The 24,868-nt window shown below is 72.1% G+C and carries 27 protein-coding genes; 11 read left to right on the top strand and 16 right to left on the bottom strand.

What is annotated here, in order from left to right:
- Positions 1-142: 142 nt before the first annotated feature.
- The gene (locus tag ACQPYD_RS29630; RefSeq protein WP_433698659.1) at positions 143-2,062 is read right to left on the bottom strand and encodes an alpha/beta fold hydrolase; all 1,920 of its coding nucleotides are present in this window, start codon (positions 2,060-2,062) and stop codon (positions 143-145) included.
- 192 nt (positions 2,063-2,254) lie between these two features.
- Between ACQPYD_RS29630 and ACQPYD_RS29625 the strand changes: the two genes are divergently transcribed.
- Positions 2,255-3,025, top strand: coding sequence for a DUF1963 domain-containing protein (locus tag ACQPYD_RS29625; protein ID WP_433698658.1), 771 nt, complete (start codon positions 2,255-2,257; stop codon positions 3,023-3,025).
- Positions 3,026-3,234: 209 nt separating this feature from the next.
- Here ACQPYD_RS29625 and ACQPYD_RS29620 read toward each other — a convergent pair whose 3' ends face one another.
- From ACQPYD_RS29620 to ACQPYD_RS29605, 4 genes are all read right to left on the bottom strand, one after another.
- The gene (locus tag ACQPYD_RS29620) at positions 3,235-5,160 is read right to left on the bottom strand and encodes a rhamnogalacturonan lyase (protein WP_433698657.1); all 1,926 of its coding nucleotides are present in this window, start codon (positions 5,158-5,160) and stop codon (positions 3,235-3,237) included.
- A 186-nt stretch (positions 5,161-5,346) separates the two neighbouring features.
- Positions 5,347-5,646 carry a hypothetical protein gene (locus tag ACQPYD_RS29615; protein ID WP_433698656.1) on the bottom strand — a complete coding sequence of 100 codons (300 nt, stop codon included), beginning with the start codon at positions 5,644-5,646 and terminating at the stop codon, positions 5,347-5,349.
- A gap of 173 nt (positions 5,647-5,819) precedes the next feature.
- Complete coding sequence (locus ACQPYD_RS29610) at positions 5,820-7,634, bottom strand: protein kinase domain-containing protein (protein WP_433698654.1); 1,815 nt, start codon at positions 7,632-7,634, stop codon at positions 5,820-5,822.
- A gap of 270 nt (positions 7,635-7,904) precedes the next feature.
- Positions 7,905-8,453 (bottom strand): TetR/AcrR family transcriptional regulator, encoded by a 549-nt coding sequence (locus tag ACQPYD_RS29605; RefSeq protein ID WP_433698653.1) that lies wholly within the window; start codon positions 8,451-8,453, stop codon positions 7,905-7,907.
- 92 nt (positions 8,454-8,545) lie between these two features.
- Between ACQPYD_RS29605 and ACQPYD_RS29600 the strand changes: the two genes are divergently transcribed.
- Positions 8,546-9,295 (top strand): alpha/beta fold hydrolase, encoded by a 750-nt coding sequence (locus ACQPYD_RS29600; protein ID WP_433698652.1) that lies wholly within the window; start codon positions 8,546-8,548, stop codon positions 9,293-9,295.
- Between the two features lie 264 nt (positions 9,296-9,559).
- Here the strand turns inward: ACQPYD_RS29600 and ACQPYD_RS29595 are convergent, their stop codons facing one another.
- Entirely contained in the window at positions 9,560-10,036 is a 477-nt protein-coding gene (locus ACQPYD_RS29595) for an ATP-binding protein (RefSeq protein WP_433698651.1), read from the bottom strand.
- A complete protein-coding gene (locus ACQPYD_RS29590) occupies positions 10,033-10,575 on the bottom strand; it encodes a hypothetical protein (RefSeq protein ID WP_433698650.1) in 543 nt (180 codons plus the stop codon). Before ACQPYD_RS29590 ends, ACQPYD_RS29595 begins: the two co-directional genes overlap by 4 nt.
- A gap of 321 nt (positions 10,576-10,896) precedes the next feature.
- On the opposite strand from ACQPYD_RS29590, the gene ACQPYD_RS29585 reads away from it, so the two are divergent.
- Positions 10,897-11,706, top strand: coding sequence for a DUF1963 domain-containing protein (locus ACQPYD_RS29585; protein WP_433698649.1), 810 nt, complete (start codon positions 10,897-10,899; stop codon positions 11,704-11,706).
- Between the two features lie 132 nt (positions 11,707-11,838).
- Here the strand turns inward: ACQPYD_RS29585 and ACQPYD_RS29580 are convergent, their stop codons facing one another.
- The 3 genes from ACQPYD_RS29580 to ACQPYD_RS29570 are packed head-to-tail and all read right to left on the bottom strand — an operon-like array spanning position 11,839 to position 13,032.
- Entirely contained in the window at positions 11,839-12,012 is a 174-nt protein-coding gene (locus ACQPYD_RS29580; RefSeq protein ID WP_433698648.1) for a DUF397 domain-containing protein, read from the bottom strand.
- A 23-nt stretch (positions 12,013-12,035) separates the two neighbouring features.
- Positions 12,036-12,221, bottom strand: a complete 186-nt coding sequence (locus ACQPYD_RS29575) for a DUF397 domain-containing protein (protein ID WP_433698647.1) — start codon at positions 12,219-12,221, stop codon at positions 12,036-12,038.
- Positions 12,208-13,032, bottom strand: coding sequence for a helix-turn-helix domain-containing protein (locus ACQPYD_RS29570; RefSeq protein ID WP_433698646.1), 825 nt, complete (start codon positions 13,030-13,032; stop codon positions 12,208-12,210). Before ACQPYD_RS29570 ends, ACQPYD_RS29575 begins: the two co-directional genes overlap by 14 nt.
- A 180-nt stretch (positions 13,033-13,212) precedes the next feature.
- Here ACQPYD_RS29570 and ACQPYD_RS29565 point away from each other — a divergent pair, with 180 nt between their 5' ends.
- Positions 13,213-13,740 carry an ATP-binding protein gene (locus ACQPYD_RS29565; RefSeq protein WP_330158413.1) on the top strand — a complete coding sequence of 176 codons (528 nt, stop codon included), beginning with the start codon at positions 13,213-13,215 and terminating at the stop codon, positions 13,738-13,740.
- A 40-nt stretch (positions 13,741-13,780) separates the two neighbouring features.
- Positions 13,781-14,116: a MerR family DNA-binding transcriptional regulator gene (locus ACQPYD_RS29560; RefSeq protein WP_433698645.1), complete on the top strand. Its 336-nt coding sequence runs from the start codon at positions 13,781-13,783 to the stop codon at positions 14,114-14,116.
- Positions 14,117-14,188: 72 nt separating this feature from the next.
- Here the strand turns inward: ACQPYD_RS29560 and ACQPYD_RS29555 are convergent, their stop codons facing one another.
- The 6 genes from ACQPYD_RS29555 to ACQPYD_RS29530 all read right to left on the bottom strand — a co-directional run bounded on the left by ACQPYD_RS29555 (position 14,189) and on the right by ACQPYD_RS29530 (position 19,600).
- A complete protein-coding gene (locus ACQPYD_RS29555) occupies positions 14,189-14,383 on the bottom strand; it encodes a hypothetical protein (RefSeq protein ID WP_433698644.1) in 195 nt (64 codons plus the stop codon).
- A 213-nt stretch (positions 14,384-14,596) separates the two neighbouring features.
- A complete protein-coding gene (locus ACQPYD_RS29550; RefSeq protein ID WP_433698643.1) occupies positions 14,597-15,298 on the bottom strand; it encodes a hypothetical protein in 702 nt (233 codons plus the stop codon).
- Positions 15,299-15,515: 217 nt separating this feature from the next.
- The gene (locus ACQPYD_RS29545) at positions 15,516-15,965 is read right to left on the bottom strand and encodes a hypothetical protein (protein WP_433698642.1); all 450 of its coding nucleotides are present in this window, start codon (positions 15,963-15,965) and stop codon (positions 15,516-15,518) included.
- Positions 15,966-15,978: 13 nt separating this feature from the next.
- Positions 15,979-18,789, bottom strand: a complete 2,811-nt coding sequence (locus ACQPYD_RS29540; RefSeq protein ID WP_433702171.1) for a DNA/RNA non-specific endonuclease — start codon at positions 18,787-18,789, stop codon at positions 15,979-15,981.
- A 114-nt stretch (positions 18,790-18,903) separates the two neighbouring features.
- Positions 18,904-19,275, bottom strand: a complete 372-nt coding sequence (locus ACQPYD_RS29535; protein ID WP_433698641.1) for a DUF6507 family protein — start codon at positions 19,273-19,275, stop codon at positions 18,904-18,906.
- 25 nt (positions 19,276-19,300) lie between these two features.
- On the bottom strand, positions 19,301-19,600 hold the full coding sequence (locus ACQPYD_RS29530; protein ID WP_433698640.1) for a hypothetical protein: 300 nt from the start codon (positions 19,598-19,600) through the stop codon (positions 19,301-19,303).
- A gap of 382 nt (positions 19,601-19,982) precedes the next feature.
- Between ACQPYD_RS29530 and ACQPYD_RS29525 the strand changes: the two genes are divergently transcribed.
- From ACQPYD_RS29525 to ACQPYD_RS29500, 6 genes are all read left to right on the top strand, one after another.
- Complete coding sequence (locus ACQPYD_RS29525) at positions 19,983-20,366, top strand: hypothetical protein (protein ID WP_433698639.1); 384 nt, start codon at positions 19,983-19,985, stop codon at positions 20,364-20,366.
- A gap of 127 nt (positions 20,367-20,493) precedes the next feature.
- Complete coding sequence (locus ACQPYD_RS29520; RefSeq protein ID WP_433698638.1) at positions 20,494-21,204, top strand: demethylmenaquinone methyltransferase; 711 nt, start codon at positions 20,494-20,496, stop codon at positions 21,202-21,204.
- 429 nt (positions 21,205-21,633) lie between these two features.
- Complete coding sequence (locus tag ACQPYD_RS29515; RefSeq protein ID WP_433698637.1) at positions 21,634-22,938, top strand: geranylgeranyl reductase family protein; 1,305 nt, start codon at positions 21,634-21,636, stop codon at positions 22,936-22,938.
- 201 nt (positions 22,939-23,139) lie between these two features.
- On the top strand, positions 23,140-23,499 hold the full coding sequence (locus ACQPYD_RS29510) for an NADH-quinone oxidoreductase subunit A (RefSeq protein ID WP_267946792.1): 360 nt from the start codon (positions 23,140-23,142) through the stop codon (positions 23,497-23,499).
- 67 nt (positions 23,500-23,566) lie between these two features.
- Entirely contained in the window at positions 23,567-24,112 is a 546-nt protein-coding gene (locus tag ACQPYD_RS29505; protein ID WP_433698635.1) for a NuoB/complex I 20 kDa subunit family protein, read from the top strand.
- A 1-nt stretch (position 24,113) separates the two neighbouring features.
- A complete protein-coding gene (locus tag ACQPYD_RS29500; RefSeq protein WP_433698634.1) occupies positions 24,114-24,845 on the top strand; it encodes an NADH-quinone oxidoreductase subunit C in 732 nt (243 codons plus the stop codon).
- Positions 24,846-24,868 lie beyond the last annotated feature (23 nt).

Raw genomic sequence — 24,868 nt, 5'->3', positions numbered from 1 at the left:
CGAGGACTCCTGAACGGTCAGGCGCCCTCAAGTCTGTCGTCGTCGGCGCGCCCCGCTGTGACCGCGACCAGGTCGAGGAGGCGCGGGGCGGGGCCGGGTAGCCCGCGCGCCCACCCCCACCCACCCCCGCCGCCCTCCGGTCCTACAGCTCCCCGGAGCGACCGCCGAGGTGCTCCGCGAAGTGCCTCTCGATCGCGCGGTGGAGCATCACCTGGTTCTCGGGGTTCGCGAAGCCGTGCCCCTCGTCCTCGGCGACGATGTACTCGACGGGCACCCCGCGCGCACGCAGGGGCCCGACGATGTTGTCGGACTCCGCCTGGACCACGCGGACGTCGTTGGCGCCCTGGGCGACGAGCAGCGGGGTGCGGATCCGGTCGACCATGGTGATGGGCGAGCGGGCCAGCATGTCGGCCTCCTGCTCGGGGATGTCGGGGTCGCCGACGTAGCGGTACCAGTTGTTGGCCATGCTGGGCCTGAGGAACGGCGGCAGGGTGCGCATGAAGTTCGCCAGGTCCGAGATGCCCACGTAGTCCACCGCCGCGGCGAAGTAGTCCGGGGTGAACGTGACGCCGACGAGCGCCGCGTAGCCGCCGTAGGAGCCCCCGGCGATGCCGATGCGGGCCGGGTCGGCGTAGCCCCGGGCCACCGCCCAGTCGGCGGCGTCGACGAGGTCGTCGTGCATCTTCCCGGCGAACTCGCCGATCGCGGCGGAGATGTGCCGCTTGCCGTAGCCGGTCGAGCCACGGAAGTTGACCTGGAGCACCGCGTAGCCGCGGTTGGCCAGGAACTGCACCGTCTTGTCGAAGGACCACGTGTCGTGGGCCCAGGGCCCGCCGTGCACGAGGAGCACCAGCGGCAGGTTCTCGGGCGCCGTCCCGACCGGCAGGGTCAGGAACCCGTGCAGCGGCAGTCCGTCGCGGGCCGGGAACCGGACCGGGGTCATGGGGGACAGCTCGGCGGGGTCCAGCTCCGGGTGCGGGCGGAAGAGCAGCCTGCTCTCCCGGGTCGCGTGGTCGTAGAACCAGGTCGCCCCCGGGTCGCGGTCGTGGACGAAGGAGACGACCCACCGCTGCTCGGACTCGTCCGAGGACACCGATCCGAGCACGCCGTCGGAGAGCTTGGACACCTCGGCGTACACCTCGGCGAAGTGCGGGTCCAGCACCTCGATCCTCGCTCGGTCGCCCACGAAGCGGGCCGCGAGGACCTCCCCGGTGCGCCGGCTGAAGTACAGGGCGGGGGGCAGGCCGGGGGACACCATCCCCATGGTGCACAGGCTGTGCCCGTCCACGGCGGCGACCACGGTCTCCTCTCCGGTCTCCCGGTCGAGGCGGACGACCCGCATGTCGTCGGAGTCCCGGTGGGAGCCGAGCAGCAGGCCCTTCCCGTCGGGGGTCACCAGCTGGAGGGGCAGCCCGTACGGGTACTCCGCGCCGCCCTGCCGGGACAGGAGGCGCTTGTCCCCCTCCGCGCCGTCGATCGCGTAGAAGGAGTGGGTGCCGTCGTCGGCCACCTCCACGTGGAAGGCCGGCTCCCCCTCGCTGTCGACCAGGGTGCTGCTGGTCGGACCGGTCTGCTCCACGAGCACGGTCGTCTCGCCGGTGGCCACGTCGATCCGGAACACGTCGAAGAGCATGGGCCTGAGGTTCATCCAGACCCGCACGCTGCCGGGTGAGGGCTTGTGCGGCTCGACGAGGGCCACGCGGGAGCCCGGTTCCATGGGCGTGAGGTCGACGGCGGGCTCGTCCGGTGCGTGGAGGTCCACCCGGTAGAGGTGCCAGTCCTCGTTGCCGTCGGTGTCCTGGAGGTACAGGAGCCAGCGCGGGTCGTCGGTCCAGTGGTAGGTGTGGACGCCGCGCCGGGTCTCGTGCGTGACGCACACCGCGTCCTCGTGGCCCTCCCCGACGCCGCGCACCCACACGTTCGTGCGGCCGTGCTTCGGCGCCAGGTAGGCGATCCGGGTCCCGCCGGGCGAGATCGACGCACCGGAGAACTCCGGGTCGGCGAAGAACTCCTCGACGTCGAACAGGGTCGGAAGGGACTCTCGGCTGGGTGTCTGGGTCATCCGGTGCTCCAGTCGGGGTCGGCGTCGCGTGAGCGGGCGGCGCGCCGCGTGCGGCGCGCACCGCTGCCCGGGGCCCTCCTGCGGACGGCCCCGGAAACAACGCAACACCATGACGCAGGGGCATGGTCAATCCGGCGGGACGGCGGTCCGGGCCCGCGCCGAGTGTCCTCCGGCTGCGGCAGCATGTCCGGTATGGACAACCCCCAGACCTATCGGGACGCGGCGCGCGAGAAGGGCGTCCCCGAACACGTCATCGACCACGCCCTGCGCCTCACCCTTCCCCAGACCGAGCTGACCACGTCGGGCGCCGACGGCGGCGTCCCGGCCGGGAGGTACGGCGGTCTCCCCTCCCTCCCCGCGGGGGTCGAGTGGGACGGCGGGCTGGACCTCGTCGCGACGGTCGACTGCGCGGCCCTCCCCCCGGACGGGTTCGACCTCCCGCTGCCGCGCGACGGGCGCCTGCTGTTCTTCGCCGACAGGACCGACCCCGACGGGGCCGTGCTGATCGAGGACTCCCGGTCCGTGATCCACGTCCCGGCCGGGACGCCCACGACCGAACGGGCGCTCCCCGGGGACGGGGACGCCCTTCCCGCCCTCGATCCGGGACCCCTCTACGCCCGGACCGTCCGGAGTTTTCCGATGAGCGCCGACGACGCCGTCCTCTCCGACCCGGAGACCAGCCGCCTCTTCCAGGAGTACAGGCTGGGCGATTACGACCACAGGAGGCCGGTCCGGGGCGACAGCCTGATCCTGGGCGGGTACGCCTACTCGCCGCAGGACCCCCCGATCATGGGCTCCTCCCCGGAGGACGAGAAGGGGGGATGGGTGCTGCTGGCCCAGACGCAGCTGGACATGCCCGGGGTCTCCGGCACCACCGCGTGCCCGTTCTGGATCATCCAGCGCGACGAGCTCAGGGCCGGGAACTTCGCGGCGGCGGCCCTGGTGACGCTGACCTACCACTGAGGCGGTTCCGGCGTTCCGCACGCCCCGGCCCGCACGCCCCGGCCCGCACGCCCCGACCCCCCGCCCCGACGCGGCAGCCGGCCAGCGGGCCGCCTCACCGCCCACCCGCCCGCCGACCGGCCCGCGGAAACGGCGGTCCGCCCCGTGAGGGGACGGGCCGCCGTGCCCCGCCGGTCCCGGTCCCGGACCAGGGCCGCCGAGCCGCCGGATCAGGGGTGGCGGATGTCCGGCCAGGGCGCCGCGGCGTCGCCCGCCGTGACGTCGCCGAGGGCGAACGACGGGTGCGGCGGCTGGTTGTAGGCGGTGTTCTGCCAGGCCAGTGCCACCCGGTACTGGGTGTCGTGCACGAGGGTCGGGACGCGCAGGTCCGTCTCGTGCGGCGTGGAGTAGATCCTCAGGGCCGTGTTGTCGGCGGTGCGCCAGACGACCTCCTCGCGCCAGTCGCCGAGGATGTCGCCGGACAGGGCGGGGGTCGCCTTGGTGCCGTTGTTGGAGGCGACGCCCTCCCCGTCGAGCAGGCGGGTGCTCCCGTCCGGGTCGTACTCGTCGATCCGGGTCCCGTCGAGCAGTTCGCGGCTCCCGTCGCCGTCCCACCACACCAGGAAGTTGGCGGAGCCGGGCTTGGGCCCGACCTCGTCGCCGCCGGTGTCGCGCAGTCCGGACACGCTGGAGGACCAGAACTCGGCCCCCGGGCTGCCCGCCCAGACGTCTCCCGCCACGCCGCGTCCGTTGTCGTTGCCGGAGCCGAGGGTCCACAGCACGTCGCCGGTGGCGGCGTCCGCGAGCCAGGCGTCCGGGGCGGCGGTGTTCTCGCCGACGCCGTACACCTCCAGGCCGGGCCGGTCGGGGACGAAGTCGCCGACGTGCAGGGCGTCGCCGTGCCCGTGGCCGGTCTCCCAGAGGCCGGTTCCGTCGTCGTCCACGGCGGCGGCGCCGAACATGACCTCGTCGCGCCCGTCGCCGTCGGCGTCCGCGACGGACAGGCTGTGGAAGCCCTGCCCGGCGTAGGCCCCGTTGCCGGGGTCGTCGGAGTCGAACACCCAGCGCCGCGTCAGTTCGCCGTCGCGGAAGTCCCAGGCGGCGATGACCGCTCGGGTGTAGTAGCCGCGGGAGAACACCATGCTGGGGTTCTCGCCGTCCAGGTAGGCGGTTCCGGCGAGGAACCGGTCGACCCGGTTGCCGTAGCCGTCGCCCCAGTCCGCGACGTTGCCGCGCCCGGGGGCGTAGTCGGCGGTGTCGAGGGCGCGGCCGGTGGCGCCCTCGAACACGGTCAGGTACTCGGGTCCGCTGAGCACGTACCCGCCGGAGTCGCGGTGGTCGGCCCCGGCGTCGCCGATGACCGTCCCCTCGCCGTCGCGGGTGCCGTCGGCGGTCTTCATGGCGACCTCGGCGCTGCCGTCGCCGTCGTAGTCGTACACCTGGAACTGGGTGTAGTGGGCGCCCGCCCGGATGTTGGCGCCCAGGTCGATGCGCCACAGGCGGGTGCCGTCGAGCGCGTAGGCGTCGACGAGCACGGGGCCGGTGTGTCCGCTCTGGGAGTTGTCCCTGGCGTTGGTCGGGTCCCACTTGAGGACGATCTCGTACCGGCCGTCGCCGTCGAGGTCGCCCACGGAGGCGTCGTTGGCGTCGTAGGTGTAGGCGGAGCCGTTGACGCTGCCGCCCTCGGGGCGGTCCAGGGGGACGTCCAGGTGTCCGTCGGCGAAGGTGAGCGAGGGCGCGGACGGGGGCTGCTCCTGGCCTCCGACGACCGCGGCGACGGTGTAGGCGGCGTCGGCCGGGGCGTCGGGGTCGAGGTGGTTGGTCGCCCCGCTGAGGGGTTCGGGGGTGATGAGCTCGCCGTCGCGGTAGACGTTGAACGCGGTGGCGGGGTCGTCGCCGCCGAGGAGCCGCCAGGTGACGAGGTTGCCGTCGGGGCCGCCGACGCTGACGACGCCGCGGTCGAGCTGCTCGGCCACGCGTGCCCCGGCGGGGGCGCCGGAGGCGTCGGAGGAGGAGGCGGGTGCGGCCGTCGCGGTCGCGACGCCTCCGGGGCCGGTGAGGGTGAGCGCGCCGGCGCCGAGGGCCAGCGCGGCTGCCGTGGCTGCCGTGGCTGCCGTGACGGCGGTCCGGCGCCGTCGGTGAGCGGGGGGTGGCATGGGTTCCTTCTCTCGGGGGGTCGCGGGCGGGGTGTGCGGCCCCGCTCCGCCGGGGGCGGCAAGCACGTGGGTAAGCGCTTACCCACCGTGTTGGGAACAGAACGTAACACGGCGGCGACGCAGGGGGAATCCCCGCAACCGGACGCGCGGCCGCCCCCGGCCCCGTGGGCGCGGGGGCGGGCGGGGTCAGGGGGCGTAGACGCTCTGGCCGTGCTCGTCGACCCTCCGCTCGCCCGGGTCCACCGTCGTGACGTATCTGCCCGTGCAGCCGGGGTCCGAGAACACGTGGACCGGGCCGTCGGTCCGGTTGTCGACCACGAGGGGCCACCGGTCCGTGTCGTAGCAGCCCCGGGGGTCCCGGTGCTCCGTGCCGTTGATGACGAGTGAGCCCCCGGCCGCCTGCGCCGGCGCGGCCCCGAGCGCGAGGGTGGAGAAGGACGTGAGGACCAGTGCGGCCAGGGTGTGCTTCACGGGCGTTCCGATCACGCGGAGTGATGTGATGGGCACTTTATGTCCGCTTCGGCACGTTGAGAAACCGCCGGCGCGCAGCGAGGCGCGGTTCACGCCGTATGCGGGGGCAAGCGACCGGTTTCTCTCCGACCGGGTGGCCCGGAGGCCGGTCCGGGGACACCTGGTTCCGTCCTCCGGGGGCGGGGCGGTCAGCCGCCGAGCCTGGCCGCCTGCATGTCGGTCAGCCGCCGCACGAAGACGGCCGCGGCGATCGCCGCCGGCACCGCCAGCGCGTGCGCGGCCAGGGCGGCCCAGGCCATCGGGAGGAACTCGAACTCGTACACCTCGATGGAGCCGAAGTCGCCGATCCCGTGCCTCTCCTCGATCATCAGCGCCCACGGGGTCCAGAACAGGGGCCAGGTCGCCAGGGCGGGCAGCCACAGCGCCCACCAGAGGTGCACGGCCCCGGCCGGGGCCGGGCGCCCGCCCCGGTCGGCGGGGCTCGAGGCGTGCCAGACGTCGTCGGCGATCTGCTTGGGGAGCCAGAGGTTGCCCACGGGGACGAACCAGCCGAGCACCGCCATGCGCGGGCGGTAGCGCAGGCGCCCGGGGGCGAACGACTCCGCGAGCGTGCGCACGCGCAGGAACCAGGCCAGCCAGGACACCACCAGCCCCGCGCCCAAGGCGATCTGGACGCCCCAGAGGGCGAGGGCGAAGGTCCGCCACCCCCACGGTTCCCTCGCCGCCGCATAGGCGTGGCCGCTCAGCTCCACGCCCGTCTCGGCCGCCACGACGAGCTGGTGGACGACCGCGACCGCGGCGGCGAGCGCGAAGAGGGCGAGCATCCAGTGGACGGCGGTCTGTTCCGGCCGGGCCGGGCGCGGCGGGGCCTCGCCGCGTGCGCGGCGGCGTTCGTGGACCAGCAGGGGCGCCGTCCGTCCGTCCGGGCCGGGCGGGCGCGGAGCGGTTCCGCGGTGGTCGCCCGGCTCCGGAACCGGCTCCGGGACGGGCCCCGCCGGGGGGCTTCCCCGTGTGGCGCGCTCCGCGGGGGCGTCCCCCTCCGGGACTCCCCCGGCCGGGGTTCCCACGGCGGGAGCGGCCTCCTCCGAAGCGTCCGCCGCCGGGACGACCGCGGTCAGCGCGAGGGTCCGGCGTGCGGCGACGACCCGGGTCAGCTCCTCGGGGAGCCACCGCTCGTGGGCGGGCGCGGGCAGGGAGGCCGTGAGCGCGGCCAGTTCCTCCAGCACCCCGCCGACCCCGGGGCGGTCGTCGGGCTCCTTCGCCAGGCATCCGGCGACCAGGGCCGCGAGGGTGGTCGGAACGCCGCCCAGGTCCGGGGCCTCGTGGACGATCCGGTAGGCCACCGCGTGGGCCGGGCCCTGCCCGAACGGGCTGTGCCCCGTGGCCGCGAAAGCCAGCACGCACCCCAGCGAGAACACGTCCGAGGCCGGGCCCACCGGCAGGGCGCGCGCCTGTTCGGGGGACATGAACGCCGCCGTTCCCAGCACCGTGGAGGTCCGGGTGAAGGAGGTGGCGTCCAGCGCGCGGGCGATGCCGAAGTCGATGAGCCGGGGCCCGTCCTCGGCGAGGACGACGTTGGCGGGCTTGAGGTCGCGGTGCACCACCCCGCACGCGTGCACCGCCGCCAGGCCCTCGGCCAGGCCCGCGCCCAGCACGGCCACCGATTCCGCCGGGAGCGGTCCGTGGTCGGCGACGGCCCGGTGGAGGGAGGGGCCGGGGATGTAGGCGGTGGCCAGCCAGGGCGGGTCGGCGTCGGGGTCGGCGTCCACGACCTGTGCGGTGTAGAACCCGCCCACCTTCCTCGCGGCGGCCGCCTCGGCCGCGAACCGCCGCCGGAACTCGGGGTCCTCGGCCAGTTCGGGGTGCACGGTCTTGACCGCGACCAGGCGCCCGCCCGGTGAGCGCCCCAGGAACACCCTCCCCATGCCGCCCGTGCCCAGCCGTCCCGCCAGCCGGTAGGGGCCGATCCTGAGGGGGTCGCCGTCGCGCAGGGGGGTGGCCATGGCTTCACGCTCCGCCAGAGGTCGTGTGTCCGAACGGGCCGATGATCCCAGAAATCCGCTCCTGCGGGGCTTTGTGCCCGGATCCGGCCAGGGCGGACCCCGACGCGCCCCGGCCCCGCCCGCCGCCCCACCCCTCGGTGATCTTGTACTTATGGCGAACTTGGGCGCTCAGCCTCGCTATAAGTACAAGATCATCGGGAAAGGCGGGGGTGGGTCGGGGCGGGCTGGGGTGGGGGTGCCCGGCCTCGTCCGGCACCGACCGGCGCCGTCTCAGGCGGAGGGGCCGGGGGTCAGGCCGTTCCGGAGCAGGAGCAGGTAGGCGTCGGCGGCGGCCCGGCGGCGTTCGGCCGGGTGCTCGGTGACCGCGTGGATCAGCCCGCACAGCAGCTTGAGCAGGTTCTCCCCGGTCAGGGGCGTCTCCGGGCGGGCGCGTTCGAGGAGCCGCGAGGCCGCCGCGACGAGTTCGCCCTTGGCCTCCCGCAGGGACTCCCGCTCGTCCTCGACGGTGATCAGGACGTCGAACAGGCCGGGCTGGTCGAGAGCCGCGGTCAGGGCCGCCCGGAGGAAGGCGTCGAGCCCGTGCCGGGGGTCGGGGTCGGTCACCGCCTCGGCCGCCACGCGGTTGAGGTCGGTGACGGCCTCCTCGACCACGGCCTCCAGCATCGCCCGCGGGGTGGGGAAGAGGCGGTAGACCGTGCCGACGCCGACCCCCGCGCGGCGGGCCAGCTCGTTGAGCTTGAGGTCGGTCTCCCCGGCGCCGACCGCCTCCCGGGCCTTCTCGAAGATCTTCTGGTTGTTGCGCGCGACGTCCGCCCGCATGGCTGCCCCCCGGATCCAGAAAGTCGATAACTCATCAACTTCTCGTGCTACGGTGAAATCGATAGCTTATCAACTTCCTTGGGGGGAACCGCATGACCATCGTCTTCGTCCACGGCGTGCCCGAGACGCCGTCCCTCTGGAACGCCGTCCGCGCCCTCGTCCCCGAGCCGAGCACGGCCCTGCGCCTGCCCGGCTTCGGCAGCGCCCGGCCGGACGGCATGCACGGCAAGGAGGAGTACGCCGCCTGGCTGGCCGACGAACTCCGCGCCATCGGCGGGCCCGTCGACCTCGTCGGCCACGACTGGGGCGCCCACCTGGCCATGCGCGCGGTCTCCGCCCACGACGTCCCGGTCCGCAGCTGGGTCTCCGACGTCGCCCACGGCTGGCACCCCGGGTACACGTGGCACGACGCGGCCACGCTGTGGCAGAAGAGCCCCGAGGGCGAGGAGTCGCTGGCGGCGCTGCGGGAGGCCGCCCCCGGCAGCGGGGCGTCCTTCGGGGAGGTGCTCCGGTCCCGGGGCATGAGCGCGGAACTCGCCCAGGAGGTGGACGCCGCCCACGACGAGGTGATGAGCGCCGCCATTCTGGCGCTCTACCGGTCGGCGTGGCCCAACTTCCACGCGGACTGGGGCAGGGAGTTCGAGGGGCCCGTCCGGGCGCGCGGGCTCGTGCTCGTGCCGACCGGGGACCCGATGGCCCGCCCGGACCAGGACCGGGACGTGGCCCGGCAGCTGGGGGCGGAGTACGAGGAGCTGGACGGGCTGACCCACTACTGGATGCTCCAGGACCCCGAGCGGGGCGCGGCCGTCCTGCGCCGGTTCTGGGACTCGCTGCCCGGCTGAGCCCCGGGGGTCCCCGTCGGGCCCCGAGGACCCCTGCCGCTCTGCTCGGGGAAGGCTGTACCGAACGACAGCGAAAGGCTGATTCGATGCTGTGACCAGCGTAAACGTCTCCGCATTTTTTAGGAGTGCACTTATAATAAATGCACTCCTACATTCTGCATGCGTCATGACCGGTCCCTGGGACCCTGTCGTGGGACGGGGTTCGGGCGGTATGGGCGGCGGAGTCCCCGTCGCGGCGGGCGGGACGGGGACCCCCGGGGCGGTTCAGCGGGTGAACACGTAGGGGCGCAGGCCGGGCGGGACCCCGGCCGGGTCGACGGGCAGCGACGCCCACACGTGGGTGCCCAGGTCGGCCCAGGGCGCGAGCCGGTGGTGGCCCCACGCGGAGGCCAGGTTCTCGACCATGAGCAGGCCGCGCTGCCCCTCCGCCCGGTCCCACTCGGCGGCGGTCCGCTCGCGGGGGACGGCGGGGACGCCGCCGCCCCCGCCGAAGTCGGACAGGCCCACGCGCAGGGTGCCCGGGTCGGGCATGGACAGCGCGCGCAGGACCTCGCCGCCCTCGTGGCCGGAGTCGGTGTACTTGCAGCAGTTGGCGAAGAGCTCGCTGGTGACGAGGGTGAGCGTGTCCACCGTGTCCGGGTCGAACCCGGCCAGGTCGGCGGCGAGGTCCGCGCGGACCCCGGCCAGCCCGGACAGGTGACCGGGGTAGACGCGGTGCTCCCAGAAGACGCGGGGCCTCATGCCGGGACCCCCTGACGGGCCCGCAGACCGCCCCACCCGTGGGTGGCGGCGGCCAGGTCGTCCCAGTTCGCCGGGGCCGCGGTCCCGGCGACCGGAACCGGCGGCCCGAACGCCGAGAGGGGCAGCGGGGACGGGGCGGCGAGGAGGTCGCCGGAGGCGCGGGGCCGGGGGACCCAGCCGTGGAGGCGGGCGCTGGCCTCGGCCTGGACGCGGAGCAGCGCCCGTTCGCGCTCGCTCTCGCGCTCGTGGGCCTCGTAGTAGGGCCGGACGAGGGCGACGTCCTCGGCCTCGCAGGTGTGGCGCGGGGGAGCCGGATCCTGTGCCGGGCGGGGAGGCGTCCCCGGGGCCGGAGCGGCGGCCGTGGCGGTGTCAGGCCCGGCGACCGGGGCCGGGACGGGAGCGGGCGCGTAGCGGCGGACCCGGGTGGACCGGCGGCGACGCAGCCGCCCGGGGGAGGCGTGGCGTCCGCGAGGGGCGATGAACAGGGCCGTGACCAGCCGAAAGGCAGGGGTCAGGGCCGCAGCGCTAAACTGGCGCATGCTGGCAATCCTTCTCGTTAAGGGTGTGAGTTGCTGGCCACGACCCCGAACGGTGTTCAGCCGTTGCGGGGTCATTTGATGCGGTTGGCTTTTCGAGACAGAGAGTAAGGGGTCGGGGGGTGGGGTGGGGGAGGTATCGGAAAGTAAGACGGGGAAAGTTGAGAAAACGGCCGACCGGAGAGCCGGTCGGCCGCCTTTATGTCCGTGATCAGGGGATATGGGTTGTGGGGTCCAAGGTCGCTGCCCGGGACCCGGGGGCCTGGTTCCGGGACGGGTGCGGAGCGCGGCGGAGTGTCCGCCGAATGGGGCAGCATGTCCGGCATGGACAGTTCTGAGCAGTATCGCGAGGCGGCCCGCGAGGCCGGTGTGCCCGAACACGCCATCGACCTGGCCCTCGGGCTCGCCCGCCCCCAGATCGAACTGACGTCCTCGGCGGAGGACGGCGGGGTCCTGGCCGGGCAGTACGGCGGCCTTCCCTCCCTCCCCCCGGACGCCGAATGGGGCTCCTACCCGCACTTCGTCGCGTCGGTCGACTGCGCGGCCCTTCCACGGGACGCCCTCGACATCCCGCTGCCGGAGGACGGCCACCTGCTGTTCTTCGCCAACAAGCACGACCCGCTCGAGGACGACGAGCCGGCCGTCGGCGACCACGTGGTGTACGTCCCGGCCGGGACGGTCACGGAGGAACGGTCTCCCCAGCCTCTGCGCGAGGACGTCGGGGAGATCGAGGACGAGGAGAGGGCCGCCTACTGGGCCACCCCCCACACGGACCCGCGCCCGCTCTACGCCCGGACCATCCGGAGCCTGCCGACGGACGACGACGACGCCCTCCACGACCCGGAGGTCCGACGGGTCTACCGGCAGTACGGCCTGGAACACCACGACAAGAGGAAGCAGACGTGGGCGGTCGACCTGCTCCTGGGCGGCTACGCCTACTCCCCTCAGGACCCGCCCATCACGCAGTCACCGGAGGAGAAGGCGAAGGAGGAGTGGGTCCTGCTGGCCCAGGCAAAGTACCCCATGCAGGCGGACCCCGACTGCCAGGGCTGCCCGTTCTGGATCATCCGGCGCAGCGACCTGGAGAAGAGGGACTTCGCGGGCGCGCGAGTGGTCATGTGGGAGTACCACTGACGGGGTGAACCCCGCGGGCGAGGGCGTCGGCCCGTCAGCCGGACGGCGTGCGGCGGCGGAGGCGCCCCGTCATGGGGCGGGAACGGGAGAACGGCCGACCAGCGGGCTGGTCGGCCGTCGTCGTGTCCGGGATCAGGGGATGAGGGAGGTGGTGGAGCCGAGGAACGCCGCCCAGGCCTCGGGGGTGTAGTCGATGTGGCCGAGGGGTCGGTTGTCGGTGTCGCGCACCAGGACCGACTCTCCTTCGGCGACCTCGACACAGCTGCCCGCTTCGCCGCTGTGGGTGCTCTTGTGCCAGGCGTTCACGGTGGCTCCTCTGCCTCGTCGGCTCAGGCGCGGTGGGTGGTCACCCCGCGCAGGAATGATGCCCACGCTTCGGCGGTGTAGTCGATGTGTCCGAGTACTCGGTTCTGGGTGTCGCGGACCAGGACGGCCTTCCCCTCCGCGACCTCGACGCAGCTTCCCTCCTGGGCGCTGTAGCTGCTCTTGTGCCAGTGGGGCTCACGCTTCGTCATCGAGTTCTTCCTTGACCTTCCTGATCAGTTCCCGGCTCGCGCGGGGAGACAACGCCTCCGCCTGAAGGATGCCGAAGAGCATCGCGCAGTGTTGCACCTGCATCATGTCATCCATGAACTGCTCACCTTTCATGTGCTCAGCGGAGGCAACCGTGGGCTTCTCCGGGAACGTGTAGAGCCGGAACGGTCCAGAAGCGCCTGGGTGGCACTCGGCGTCGACAGGAATGACCTGAAAACGGACTTTGCCCCGTTCGATCAGCTCAAGACTCTTAGTGAGCTGTTCGATCAGTACCGGTTTCCCTCCCTGGACAGCTCGACGGAGAACCGACTCTTCCACCACGATGGACAGCAGAGGGAGATCTACTCTCTCCAGTACCTCCTGGCGCTCCACCCGAGAGTCGACCATTTGCTTGAACTCTTGCTGGGAGCGCCATGGTCCTGTGTCGGCCAGCAGACCTCGCGCATAGGCCTTGCACTGAACAAGTCCAGGAAAGACCAAAGGCTGGTACTCCCGGAGTTCGGTCGCCTCCCGCTCCAGCTGTCCGACCTCCGTGTACCAGGGCGGTAGTGCGTCGGGCTCGTTCGCCGCGTTCCAGGCCCGATTTATCGCACCGCCGCAATCGAAGAGCGCATCGAGTTCTTCCGCCCGGTCCGAAGGCAGCCTCCGCCTGCCCTTCTCCCACGCGGACACCGTGGACTGGACGACCTTCAGCGCCTTGGCCACCTGTCCCTGCGTCATTCCGGCCTGGCTCCGTGCCGCCGCGATCTTCCTGCCCAGGGTCTTGCGCCTGGGGTTGGCCTTGAGGCTCACTACGACTCCCATTTCCGGGTTATCGCCACTACGACCCATGCAAGACCAGGACACGACCCGATAGAGCCTGTAACGACTAAGTGTGACCGTTCGGTGATTTCGCTGGAACCCGCCCACGGGCGGCCCCAGGGTGGTGCCACGGGCCACGCGCGTAGTGGCCGACCCAGGGAGGGAATACAGGTGCGACCAGCTATCCGCATTGTGCCGAACCGCGAGCCCGACACCGGCGGCTCCGAGCCCCTGCCCCGCCGGGTCACGGACCCCGACGACCGCGCGCCGATGGTGCTCGACCGCACGTGCGGGGTTCCCGACTGCCACGCCCTGGCCGTCGCCGGACGCCCCGAGCAGGCCGCCGTCCTGCGCAGGCGCATCGCCACGGTCCTGCCGCCCGCGACCGCCGACGTCGCCCAGTACCTGGTCAGCGAACTCTTCAACAACGCCATCACCCACTCACGCAGCGGGGACGAGGGAGGGCACGTGACCGTGACCGTCCACCGGTTCCCGGACCGCGTCCAGCTGAAGGTCATCGACCAGGGGCCGCGCGGCGAGGCCGGCTCCACCCCGCACGTGCGCCCCCTCGACCTGGAGAGGGAGGGCGGCCTGGGGCTCCGCCTCGTGCACGTCCAGGCGGCCCGGTGGGGGACCTTCCACGACCGGAACCGCACCACCGTGTGGTTCGAGCTGGACCGGCCGCAGGCCCGGATCTGAGGTGCCGACCGTGACGACGCGACAAGAGCAAGGGAGACCGGTGGCGGAGCGAGCCCCGGGGAACCCCGCTCCAGACGTTCCCGCGCGACCGGTGGAGAGGCTGCTGACCCCACGTGAGGCCTCGCGCATCCTCGGCGTGGACCCCAAGACCCTCATCCGGTGGGAGGGGGAGGGGCGGCTCATGTCGCTCCGCACCCTCGGAGGGCACCGGCGCTACCCGAGGACCCTGGTCGAGCAGATGGCCGTCCCGGTGCCGCCGCTGGAGGAGGTCGTCTCCACCCTGCGGCAGGTCCACGACCGGGCCCTGGAGATCGGGGCGCGGGAGGAGGCGGCCACGATCGCCCGGCTCATGGCCGTGCTGGACGCCGAGGGGTGAACGCCCGCCGACCCCCGCGGGGGCGGGGACGGCGGGGGCGGTCGATCGGCCGCTGTGCGCGGGCTGGTCCGGCTACGGCGCCACGAGGCAGTCCACGGGCAGGCTCGTGGTCGTGTTGAGGGAGACGGGGGAAAGGGGGTGGTCGAGCACCCCGCCCACGGCCGAACAGGCCTGGTCGAGGGGCTCGGCGGCGACGGCCGTGCCGGCGCCGGCCGCCAGCGCGGCGGCGGTGAGGGCGGTGGCGGCCAGAAGGGTGCGCAGGCGCATGTCTCTCCACTCTCGGTCACTCGAATGCGTCAATGTGTGACCAAGCGTAGTCGCGGTGGGACGGTCGCGCCCGGGGAACGCCTCCTGTCCGACACGCTGATCCGCGCACGGTCCCGTCACGGGGCTCACGCGCACCCGGGGAGGCCGATCCGCGCCGACGCGTCACCGGGCCGGACCGGCCGAGCCGGACCCTCGTCGGGGGAGGCGGGGCGGTCAGCGGGACCGGGCCACCCGGTGCTCCCCGACGCCGCTCGACGGGACGATTCCACGGGGGGAGGGGGCCGCGGGGACGGCGGCACGCGCCCGGCTTCCGCCACCGGCGCGCGTGGCCGGCAGGTCCGCGAGGACCTTGCGCACGGCGCCGGACGGGGCGTCCGACGCCGAGGGTCCGGCCGCGGTCCACCCTCCCGGCCAGCGGGCCCCGGCCCGTTCGGCCCGGTCGCACAGAACGCGCATGCGGGTGAGCGACGTGCGCAGGGTCTCGGTGCCCGCCCGCATGCGGCCGACGGCGTTGAGCGCCCTCATCTCCGCGGGCCGGACGCCGCGCGCCAGGAGGCGGATCAGCTCGCCGAAGGACCTCCTGCCCGCGTCGGCGTATCCGGCCACCTGCTCGGGGTCGTCCCCCGCCGCGAGCAGCGTCCTGCCCCGGGCGAGGAAGCCCGCGACCTCCCCGGCCGTCCCCCGGGAGTCCGGGGCAGACGCCCGCGCGGCCCGCTCGGACTCCTCCAGGCGCGGCACCAGCCCGCTGAGCTCGGCGCGGGCGGAGAGCCACTCCCGCTTCACGGCATCGGCCTCCGCCACGACCTGGTTGAGTTCGGCGCGGGTGTACGGGGGCTGCCTCCGCGCCCAGGGGAAGCGTCGGCGCGTCTCCGGGGACAGCGGGTGCCCACCCATCTCCAACCGGACCTCGGCCATGCTGCCACTCCCTGGTGTCGGCGGACACGGCCCGGGACGGGCCGGTGCTTCCTGTTCGCCGGTTACGATCCGCACTTGTCCCGTCCGGTTCACGGAAGTTCCGGTGCGGCAGGGGTTCTGGCGGCCGACCCGCCGTCCGGGCGGCGGGAACCGCGCGGTCCGCGGAGCCCCGGGCCCGGACCCCGTCGTGGGGCTCCGGGACGGCGCCCGTACCCGCCTACTCGGACGCCTCGCCGGCGCTGCGGAGCTTCTCCCGCATCCACTCGGGGATGTTCTCCTCGGACCTGGGGAAGTGCCGCTGTTCGAGCACGAACGAGCCGTCGGAGGGCGGCACGTCGAACTCCGGCGGGTTGTCGTAGTCGTAGGTGACGTGGAAACGGGCCGGGCGCTCGATGGTGTAGGCCGCGGAGAACCAGGTCCCCTTGCCCTCGCTGTACATGCCGGGCCGGAGCTTGTCCATCTCGTCCCACACCGAGTCGGGCGGGTCGATCCTGTGGACCTCCCCGTCCCCGACTGCGGCCTCCGTGTGAATCGTGGAGATCCCGACCAGTCCGCTGTAATGGCACCGGATCTCCGTCCAGCCCTCAGGGGCGAGGCCCAGAAGAATGCCTCCGATCCTGCGAAGGATCTCCTGCTGCTCTTCGGGTGCGAGTGCCTGCGTGGCCATGGATTCCTCTTGCTCAGTTCGTTTCCGGGATATTGGAGAGCCGGACCGGTTTCTGCGGCACCCCGTCAATCGAGTAGTCTACTCGAATCCTGTTCGGAGTTGTCATGTCGGCTGCGTACTCGACCCTGATCTTCACGCTGACCTGTGCTTTGGGAAGTCCGGTGACAGGGTCCTTCTGGGTCAGCCGAGCCCATTCCTCCTCAAGCTTGTAGTAGTTGTCCCTGTGCGTGTCCGTCGCCGATTTCGACTGGTTCAGGTTCTCCAGCATGGGCACCAGGTTCAGGCGCTCGCCAGCTCCGAAGAACTGCGTTCCGATGAGGTGGCCGCCGTTCCAATCGGCATTCTCCGCACGGAATTCGGGGTTCTGGGGATCGTTCGGGGAAGCGTCGTTGTCGTCATTGAGGTCGCGGTATTCCTCGGCCCCTTCGTTGCCGATCCTCCCCTGGTCCGGGTGCCTCCGGTTGTTGTTGGACCCGGTGTTCTCGAGATCGCCCTCCACGCTCACGGTCCTGGCCAACGAGTCCGTCTGATAGGTGTACCTGCCGTCCACCACGTAGGTGGCGTCGGGGCGGGGGTGCCTCAGCTCCACGCTCCACCCCTTGTACTTCTCTCCCGACTTCACCTCGGCGTGGACGACCCTGCCGTCGGCGTCGGTGTAGAACACGCCCCGACCCGCGACCTCGAACTTGCTGTTCGGGGGGAGGTCCACGCCCTCACCGAAGACCTTGTTCGCCCTGGGCCTCAGCTCCGGGTTGTTGTCGGCGTCCACCTTCTGCGGGGTGTCGCCGTTCGGGATGCGGGGGCCCGATCCCCCGCCGGGACCCTGTCCGGAGCCGCCGTCCGTGCCCGAGCCGACGTGCGTCGGCGTGCCGGGTCCATGTCCGGTGAGGTCGCCGGACGCCGTGGAACCGGAGCCGGGCCCGTGCCCGGTGAGGTCGCCGGAGGCGGTGGTACCGGAGCCCGACCGGCCCTGGTCGAGTGTGCCGCTGTCGGAGGAGCCGTTCCCGGAATCCGCGTGGCCGGCGTCCCCCGTCCGGGCGCCCACGCCGCTGTCGACGCTGTTGGTGACCGTGGGCGTACGGTTCTGCGCCTCGGGGCCGTCGCCGTTGCCCGTGTCACCCGTGTCCGCCCGCGTGTCGAAGTCCTGCGGACCCGTGCCGGTGAGCCGGTACACGTCCTCCGCCGAGGTGTCGCGGGGCCTGTCGGCCTCCATCGTGTCGCCGCGCGGCGTGACCGGGACCCGGGCCGGGTCGTTCTCCAGGTCGGGTCGGTCGGACCCGATGTCGTTGCCCTCCCACGAGCCCCCGCGGTCGGCCTCGTCGAGCTCGGCCTGGTGGCGCTGGGTGACCTCGTGCCCGAAGCGGGCATTCTCCGGGGTGTTGACGATGTCCAGGAAGTCGTCCGTGGCCTGGAGCCCGTCCGCGGTGGCGTCGCGGTTCCGGGGCGTGCCGTCCGTGTCCGCGCCGTCGTCGCCGTTGTTGTTCACCGGGGTGACCCGGCGGTTGTCCGGCGTCCCGTCCGGGACGGGGCCGGTCCCGCCGGTGTTGATCCGGTCCAGCGCCGCCCGCATCTCGCCGAGCTGCGACGGGCTGAAGGAGCCGGTGTCGAGGTCGCTCATGTCGAAGTCGAACGTGGGCGAGCCGCTGCCGCCGAACCGGCCGGGGACACCCAGGTTGAGGTTGTTCACGTCGAACTCCGGCACGTCCGGCGTGCTCACGCCCGGACCGTCGCCGCCCATCCGGTTGAGCATCGCCGAACCGCGCCACGCCAGCAGCGGCGCGCCCACGACCGCGCCCACACCGGTGGCGGACAGGGCCACGCCGGCCACCGTCGCGCCGATGTTGAGCAGGGCCGTGCCGATCACGTACCCGGGCCGCTCGCCCCACTCCTCCCACGGCACCACCGCGTGCGCGGCGTCCTTCCACGCCCCGCCCGCGATCTCGCCGGTGCGCTCCCAGCCCTGGAAGCCCCAGCTGTCGTTCTCGGCGTCGTACATGCCCACGAGCGACGCCGCCGACTGGAGGTTGCCCTCGTGGTACTCCCACAGGTTGTCGCCCCAGCTGCCCTGGAACCAGCCGTCGGAGTTGTGGATGCCGACGAAGCCGCCGACGTCCTCGGCGATGCCCACCCCGAAGTCCTTGACCGCGGACCCCGCGTCCACCCACCAGCCGTGGTCGGTCTCCTGGGAGCCGCCCCACGCCATGTCGACGTCGCCCAGGTACCCGTCGAACCCGTGCTGGTACTCGTTCGCCCCGGGAGGGCTGCCGTCCGCGTTCGCGGAGACGAAGTTCGTGCGGCCGGGGATGTCGGCGTTGATGGCGTTCGCGCAGTCCCGCTCCGCCTGCTCGTACTCCTGGCGCAGGGCGTCGGCGCGGTCGAGGAGGGCCTGGTGCTCCCCGACCTTCTCGCTCTCGTTGCCGACGAGCCGGTTCCAGAAGCCGTCGGCCTGCTTCCAGTCGTCGTTGCCGGTGTCGATGGAGCCGAGGAAGGCGTTCGAGTCGGTCGTGAGGGTCGCCCACTTGGCCTTGATGTCGCGCACGGCCTCGGCGAAGGTCTCCAGGGCCGTGGCCGCCTTGCCCGTCGAGGTCTCCACCGAGTCCCCGTCGGTCGCGACGGAGTCGACCGCCGCGAGCAGGGTCCCGGACTCGGGCGCGGTGTAGCAGCCGGAGAGGTCCGACCAGGCGCTCTTGATGTCGGCCCCGATCCCGGACACCGTCGTCCCGGCCGTGCGGAGCTGCCCCGCCAGGGTCTCCAGCTCGGCGGGGTCGGCGGTGGGGACGGGGAACATCGAGGGGTTGATCAGGCCGCCGGTGGGGGTGCACATCTCGGTCACGTGGACGTCTCCATCTGGGATCCGGAGCGAGTCGGGGCAGGGGTCTTCGGGGTGCGGGACCGGGGAGGGCGAACAGGGCCGTGGACAGGGGCCGGGGAGCGGCGCCTAGGGGAGGTGGGGGCCGTACACCGGACGCTCGGGCTCCGGCTCGGGGACCACGCCGGCGTTCTGCTGGGCCTCGGCCGCCATCTCCAGGTTGCCGTTGACGTAGTGCGTGGTGGCCTCGCTGGCCCCGGTGACGGCGCTGACCGTCACGCCGGCCATGTCGCCCATGAGCCCGAAGTTGTACTCGGCGAACTCGCCCAGGGCCATGCTGACGGGGGCGCTGTTCGCCTCGCCGCTGATGCTCGTGAGCAGGGTCTCGGTCGAGGTCATGGAGCCGACCAGGCCCTCGCTGCCGCCCTCCTCGCCGATGTGCCCGGCGACGGTGGACAGGACGCCGCCGACCTCGGACGGCAGGATGTTCCAGGCTGACACGGGGTTCTCCTCACCAGGACGGGGATCAGGGGGACGGGGGGCGGGAGAAGGCGCCCGCCCGGAAGTTCGTGGGCGGCGGGGCCTGCGGGGCGTCCTCCTCCTCGCGGCTCCGCGCGGTCTCGATGTGCGCGTGCAGGCGGTTCAGGCTCTCGCCGAGGGTACCGAGGTCGGCGCCGACCCGGGTGCGCATCCGGCGGGCGGCCCGGTCCAGCCGGGGATGGACCCCCGGGGGCAGGGGCTCGTCCTCGGCCCCCTGCTCGTCGGGGGCCGCCTCCTCGTCGAGGATGGCCTGTTCGTCGCTCGGGTCGACCACGTCGAACTTCACTTCACACCCCTCCTTCTCCGGAGTCCTCCTCCGGGGGATAGGACGCACGGCAGCCGTGCGCGGTTCGGGAATCATCCCCGTCGCACGTCCTCATTCTCCCCGGCGGGACCGGAAAGGACGCGAGGTCGGGGGATTCCTACCCGCGGGTACGTCCTTCTCCCCGCCGCCTCTCGGACGGGGGCAGAAATGGTCTTCCGAAATGCGTTTGGAAGTACGGCCGAATTCCTCCGCGCATCCCCGGGGCCCGGCCCCCGGGACCCCGGGGACCCCCGCGGGTCCGGGACGTGACGGCCCACCCGCGCCGGAAAACCGGTGGCGCCTCCTGCCGGACCACGGCAGGGTGTGCCATCCGAGACCATCGCGGACGGAGCACGGTTCACCTATGGACGACGCCGGGAAACTGTTCGTGGACGAGGAGTCGCAGAAGCTCGTCACCGGCCTCGCGGCCGCGGTCCCCTGGCTGGCGGAGGACTACGAGTGCCACGTCGAGAACGAGGGCGGCTTGCTCCCCCATGTCTTCTTCTGGGACGTCACCCGGGAGGTGGTCGCGTCGTTCCTCTCCGACGGGAGCCACGGGCTGGACTGGGAGGGGGTTCTCGGCTTCCTGGAGGAACAGAGCGCGCGCGGGGTCCCCGAGGTGGACGTGGTGATCGGCACGTCGTTCCTCTACTCCCTTCCGTGGCCGGGACAGCCCGGATACGCCCTGGTCGGGCATCTCGGCCCGGTCATGGCCGAGAACTTCCAGCGGATCCGGCCGACCGGCTGACGGAGCCGGGCCACGGGCACCGGGCCGGGCGCCGGCGGAAGCGGCCGGGGCGCGGCGGCGGGAGGCAGGGCGTGGGCGGGGCGGGGGAGCGGTACGGCCGCACGGGGCGCACCCTTAGTCTTGTGCCATGACCCGCGCGAAGCTCGACAAGAAGCCCCAGGACGTCGCGGCGATGTTCGATGGCATCGCCGAAAACTACGACCTCGTCAACGACGTCATCTCGCTGGGACAGGACAGGATCTGGCGGAAGGCCGTCGTCAACGCCGTCGAGGCCTACAGCGGAGAGCTGGTCCTCGACCTCGCCGCGGGCACCGGCACCTCCTCGGAGTCCTTCGTGAAGAAGGGCGCGCGCGTCATCGCGTGCGACTTCTCCCTGGGCATGCTCACCACGGGCGCCAAGCGCCGGGGCGGCGCCTCCACCGGCGGCGTGACCTTCGTGGCGGGCGACGCCCTCAGCCTCCCCTTCGCCGACGAGACCTTCGACGCGGTCACGATCTCCTTCGGCCTGCGCAACGTCAGCGACGTGGACCGGGCACTGCGGGAGCTGCTGCGGGTGACCAAGGTCGGCGGCCGGCTGGTCATCTGCGAGTTCAGCCACATCCCGGTGGAGTTCGTGGACAAGCTCTACTCCACCTACCTGATGGCCGCCCTGCCCAAGATCGCGGGCGCGGTGTCCGGCCGGGGCGAGTCCTACGACTACCTGTCGGAGTCGATCATGGCCTGGCCCAAGCAGGCCGACCTCGCCCGGCACCTCCAGGACGCGGGCTGGTCCAGGGTCGCCTGGCGCAACCTGTCGACGGGCATCGTCGCCCTGCACCGCGGTTTCCGGGAGAAGTAGAAACCGACATAGCGCCCAAGAAGCTCGATACTTCTTTTATAGCTAACAAGCACGCAAAACCCGGAGAACAGAGCGTTCTCCGGGTTTTTTGTGTTGCTACTGGGTCCCCTGGGGTGTCGGAAACAATCATGAGCTGCACCTTTGTCAGAAGGTGATGCCTTTAGGTGTCCAGTGGGGCTATCTGGGAGCAATATCCCGTTTGGGGATAAAACGTCTAGCGCGCCCCCCGGGGGTCGCCTCGCGGTGCCTAAGGGTCTAGACTGCGGAAAAGAGCCTTGTGAAGTGCTTCACAAGGCCACGAGGCGCAGGACACATGGCCCTATACCGGACATGTCGAAAGTCCCACAACACCCATACCACCCCCCGTGAGCGGGTCGTCCCCGCACTGGCCCGCCACGGTGCACCGCGCGAGCAGTCGAGGACCCACCCGTGAGCGAGACAGCCACCTCCTCTCCCAGAGGCCGGGAGCGGACCGAGTACGACGCCGACGTCATCGTCGTCGGCGCCGGCCCCTCCGGCTCAACCACCGCCTACTACCTCGCCCAGGCGGGACTCGACGTCCTGCTCCTGGAGAAGACCGCCTTCCCCCGGGAGAAGGTCTGCGGCGACGGACTGACCCCCAGGGCGGTGAAGCAGCTCACCGCCATGGGGATCACCTTCGAGGACGAGGGGTGGATCAAGAACCACGGCCTGCGCATCGTCGGCGCCGGCGTCCGCCTCGAACTCCCCTGGCCCGACCTGGCCGCCTACCCCGGTTTCGGACTCGTCCGCACCCGGTTCGACTTCGACCAGATCCTGGTCGACCGCGCGGTGTCCGCCGGGGCCAAACTCCTGGAGCGGACCAACGTCACCGGCCCCCTCATGGACGAGCGCAGCAACCGCATCGTCGGGGTCCGCGCCAAGGACGCCGACCGCGAGCCCGTGACCTTCCGGGCCCCGCTGGTCGTGGCCGCCGACGGCAACTCCTCCCGGCTGTCCGTCGCCATGGGCATCCGCAAGCGCGACGACCGCCCCATGGGCGTGGCCGTGCGCACCTACTTCGAGAGCCCCCGCCACAAGGACGACTACCTGGAGTCCTGGCTGGAGCTGTGGGACAGGAGCGGCGACAAGGACGTCCTCCTGCCCGGCTACGGCTGGGTCTTCGGCGTCGGCGACGGCACCAGCAACGTCGGCCTGGGCATCCTCAACTCCACCGCCTCCTTCCAGGACGTGGACTACCGCAAGCTCCTGCGCCGCTGGACCGAGTCCATGCCCGAGGAGTGGGGCTTCACCGAGGACAACCAGAAGGGCGCCATCCGCGGCGCCGCCCTGCCCATGGGCTTCAACCGCGTCCCGCACTACTCGCGGGGACTCATGCTCGTCGGCGACGCAGGCGGCATGGTCAACCCCTTCAACGGCGAGGGCATCGCCTACGCCATGGAGGCCGGGAACATCGCCGCCGACGTCATCGTGCAGGCGCACGGGCGGCCCACCCAGCAGACCCGCGAGCGGACCCTGCTGAGCTACCCCGACGTGCTCGCCGACACCTACGGCGGCTACTACACGCTCGGGCGCTACTTCGTGAAGGTCATCGGCCAGCCCGAGTTCATGAAGTACGCGACCAAGTACGGCCTGCGCCAGCGCACGCTCATGAAGTTCGCGCTGAAGATGCTCGCCAACCTCACCGATCCCACGCAGGGCGACGCCATGGACAGGGTCATCAACGGCCTGACCAGGATCGCCCCCGCGGCCTAGCCGCTCCGCGGGCCGGGCGGCCCCGATCCCCGGAGCCGCCCGCCCGCCCCGGGGAACCGGGCGCGGAGCACTGGGACAACACGGCCGGGCGGTCGGGTCCGGCGCCACAACAGGACAGCACGGGACGACCGAAGAGATGAGCTAGTGAAAGCAATCACAAGCATGCGCGAGCGTGCCGACCAGCCAGAAGGAGGGTGACCCGTGGAGCTCTACACACCGATATTCGTGCTCGGCGGGATCGGCGCCGCGTTCGTGGTGGTGTCGATGGTGGCCGGGGCGGTCATGGGCCCCAAGCGCTACAACCGGGCCAAGATGCAGGCCTACGAATGCGGCATCGAGCCGACCCCGCAGCCCGCGGGCGGCGGCCGCTTCACCGTCAAGTACTACATGACGGCCATGATGTTCATCATCTTCGACATCGAGATCATCTTCCTCATCCCCTGGGCCGTCCACTTCGACGCCCTCGGCTGGTTCGGACTGGTCGCGATCGTCCTCTTCCTGGTGAACGTCTCCATCGCCTACGCCTACGAGTGGCGCCGCGGGGGCCTCGAATGGGACTGACGACCACCGCGCGCCCCGCCCAGACCCGGCAGCACGCCCAGCCCAGCCCGGAGGAGGTCCGCAGCTGATGGGACTCGAAGAGAAAATTCCCAGCGGAATCGCGCTCACGACCGTCGAGCAGGTCGTGGGCCTGGCCCGCAAGAGCTCCATGTGGCCCGCCACGTTCGGGCTCGCCTGCTGCGCCATCGAGATGATGGCCGTCGGCGGCCCCCACTACGACCTGGCCCGGTTCGGCATGGAGAAGTTCGGCGCCACCCCGCGCCAGGCCGACCTCATGGTCGTCGCCGGACGCGTCAGCCAGAAGATGGCCCCCGTCCTGCGCCAGATCTACGACCAGATGCCCGAGCCCAAGTGGGTCATCGCGATGGGCGTGTGCGCCTCCAGCGGCGGCATGTTCAACAACTACGCGATCGTGCAGGGCGTGGACCACGTCGTCCCGGTCGACATCTACCTGCCGGGCTGCCCGCCCAGGCCGGAGATGTTCCTCGACGCCGTGCTCAAGCTGCACGACAAGGTCCAGAACACCAAGCTCGGCGCCCACCGGGAGCTGGAGATCACCGAGATCGAGGAGCGGATGCTCCGCCGGTCGCTGCCCGTGGTGACGAGGGACTGACATGAGCGAGAAAGAGCGCAACGAGGAAGCCGCCGACCTGCCCGAGAGGCAGGGACGCGAGCGGCTGGCCGCCCCGGTCAAGCGGACCGGCATGTTCGGCGGCTCCACCGGGGGCGACACCTCCGGCTTCGGGGGCCTCCAGGTCAGGGGGAGCGCTCCCGCGAACAGCCCGCGCCCCTACACCGACCCCGACGACCCGCGCACCGCGGACTTCGACAGGGTGGCCGACGACCTGGAGGCGGCCCTGGGCGAGGACGCCGGAGCGGTGGAGCGCGTCGAGGTCGCCCTCGGGGAACTCACCTTCCACGTGCGCCGCGAGGCGCTCCTGGAACTGGCGCGCGTGCTGCGCGACGACCCGGCCCTGCGCTACGAGCTGTGCACGGGGGTGACAGGCGTGCACTTTCCCGACGACACCGGCCGGGAGCTGCGCGCGGTCTACCACTTCCGCTCCATCAGCCACAACAGCGAGATCCGCGTCGTCACCACCTGCCCCGACGCCGACCCGCACGTGCCGTCGATCGTGTCGGTCTACCCGACCAACGACTGGCACGAGCGCGAGGCCTGGGACTTCTTCGGCATGGTCTTCGACGGCCACCCCTCGCTGACCCGCATCCAGATGCCCGACGACTGGCGCGGCCACCCGCAGCGCAAGGACTACCCCCTGGGCGGCATCCCCGTCGAGTACCGGGGAGCCACCGTGCCCCCGCCGGACGAGCGGAGGTCCTACACGTGACCGCCAGCACCCACAGCCACTCA

It is taken from the genome of Nocardiopsis sp. CA-288880, assembly GCF_050955985.1.
Classification (GTDB): Bacteria; Actinomycetota; Actinomycetes; order Streptosporangiales; family Streptosporangiaceae; genus Nocardiopsis; species Nocardiopsis tropica.
The sequence above is the reverse complement of the archived record's forward strand: the minus strand, read 5'-3'. Positions and strand labels throughout refer to the sequence as shown.

Excerpts from the sequence above, each read along its gene's own strand:
- ACQPYD_RS29630 (WP_433698659.1), bottom strand. The coding sequence starts at position 2,062 with ATGACCCAGACACCCAGCCGAGAGTCCCTTCCGACCCTGTTCGACGTC.
- ACQPYD_RS29625 (WP_433698658.1), top strand. The coding sequence starts at position 2,255 with ATGGACAACCCCCAGACCTATCGGGACGCGGCGCGCGAGAAGGGCGTC.
- ACQPYD_RS29620 (WP_433698657.1), bottom strand. The coding sequence starts at position 5,160 with ATGCCACCCCCCGCTCACCGACGGCGCCGGACCGCCGTCACGGCAGCC.
- ACQPYD_RS29610 (WP_433698654.1), bottom strand. The coding sequence starts at position 7,634 with ATGGCCACCCCCCTGCGCGACGGCGACCCCCTCAGGATCGGCCCCTAC.
- ACQPYD_RS29605 (WP_433698653.1), bottom strand. The coding sequence starts at position 8,453 with ATGCGGGCGGACGTCGCGCGCAACAACCAGAAGATCTTCGAGAAGGCC.
- ACQPYD_RS29600 (WP_433698652.1), top strand. The coding sequence starts at position 8,546 with ATGACCATCGTCTTCGTCCACGGCGTGCCCGAGACGCCGTCCCTCTGG.
- ACQPYD_RS29595 (WP_433698651.1), bottom strand. The coding sequence starts at position 10,036 with ATGAGGCCCCGCGTCTTCTGGGAGCACCGCGTCTACCCCGGTCACCTG.
- ACQPYD_RS29590 (WP_433698650.1), bottom strand. The coding sequence starts at position 10,575 with ATGCGCCAGTTTAGCGCTGCGGCCCTGACCCCTGCCTTTCGGCTGGTC.
- ACQPYD_RS29585 (WP_433698649.1), top strand. The coding sequence starts at position 10,897 with ATGGACAGTTCTGAGCAGTATCGCGAGGCGGCCCGCGAGGCCGGTGTG.
- ACQPYD_RS29575 (WP_433698647.1), bottom strand. The coding sequence starts at position 12,221 with ATGACGAAGCGTGAGCCCCACTGGCACAAGAGCAGCTACAGCGCCCAG.
- ACQPYD_RS29555 (WP_433698644.1), bottom strand. The coding sequence starts at position 14,383 with ATGCGCCTGCGCACCCTTCTGGCCGCCACCGCCCTCACCGCCGCCGCG.
- ACQPYD_RS29550 (WP_433698643.1), bottom strand. The coding sequence starts at position 15,298 with ATGGCCGAGGTCCGGTTGGAGATGGGTGGGCACCCGCTGTCCCCGGAG.
- ACQPYD_RS29545 (WP_433698642.1), bottom strand. The coding sequence starts at position 15,965 with ATGGCCACGCAGGCACTCGCACCCGAAGAGCAGCAGGAGATCCTTCGC.
- ACQPYD_RS29540 (WP_433702171.1), bottom strand. The coding sequence starts at position 18,789 with ATGTGCACCCCCACCGGCGGCCTGATCAACCCCTCGATGTTCCCCGTC.
- ACQPYD_RS29525 (WP_433698639.1), top strand. The coding sequence starts at position 19,983 with ATGGACGACGCCGGGAAACTGTTCGTGGACGAGGAGTCGCAGAAGCTC.
- ACQPYD_RS29520 (WP_433698638.1), top strand. The coding sequence starts at position 20,494 with ATGACCCGCGCGAAGCTCGACAAGAAGCCCCAGGACGTCGCGGCGATG.
- ACQPYD_RS29505 (WP_433698635.1), top strand. The coding sequence starts at position 23,567 with ATGGGACTCGAAGAGAAAATTCCCAGCGGAATCGCGCTCACGACCGTC.
- ACQPYD_RS29500 (WP_433698634.1), top strand. The coding sequence starts at position 24,114 with ATGAGCGAGAAAGAGCGCAACGAGGAAGCCGCCGACCTGCCCGAGAGG.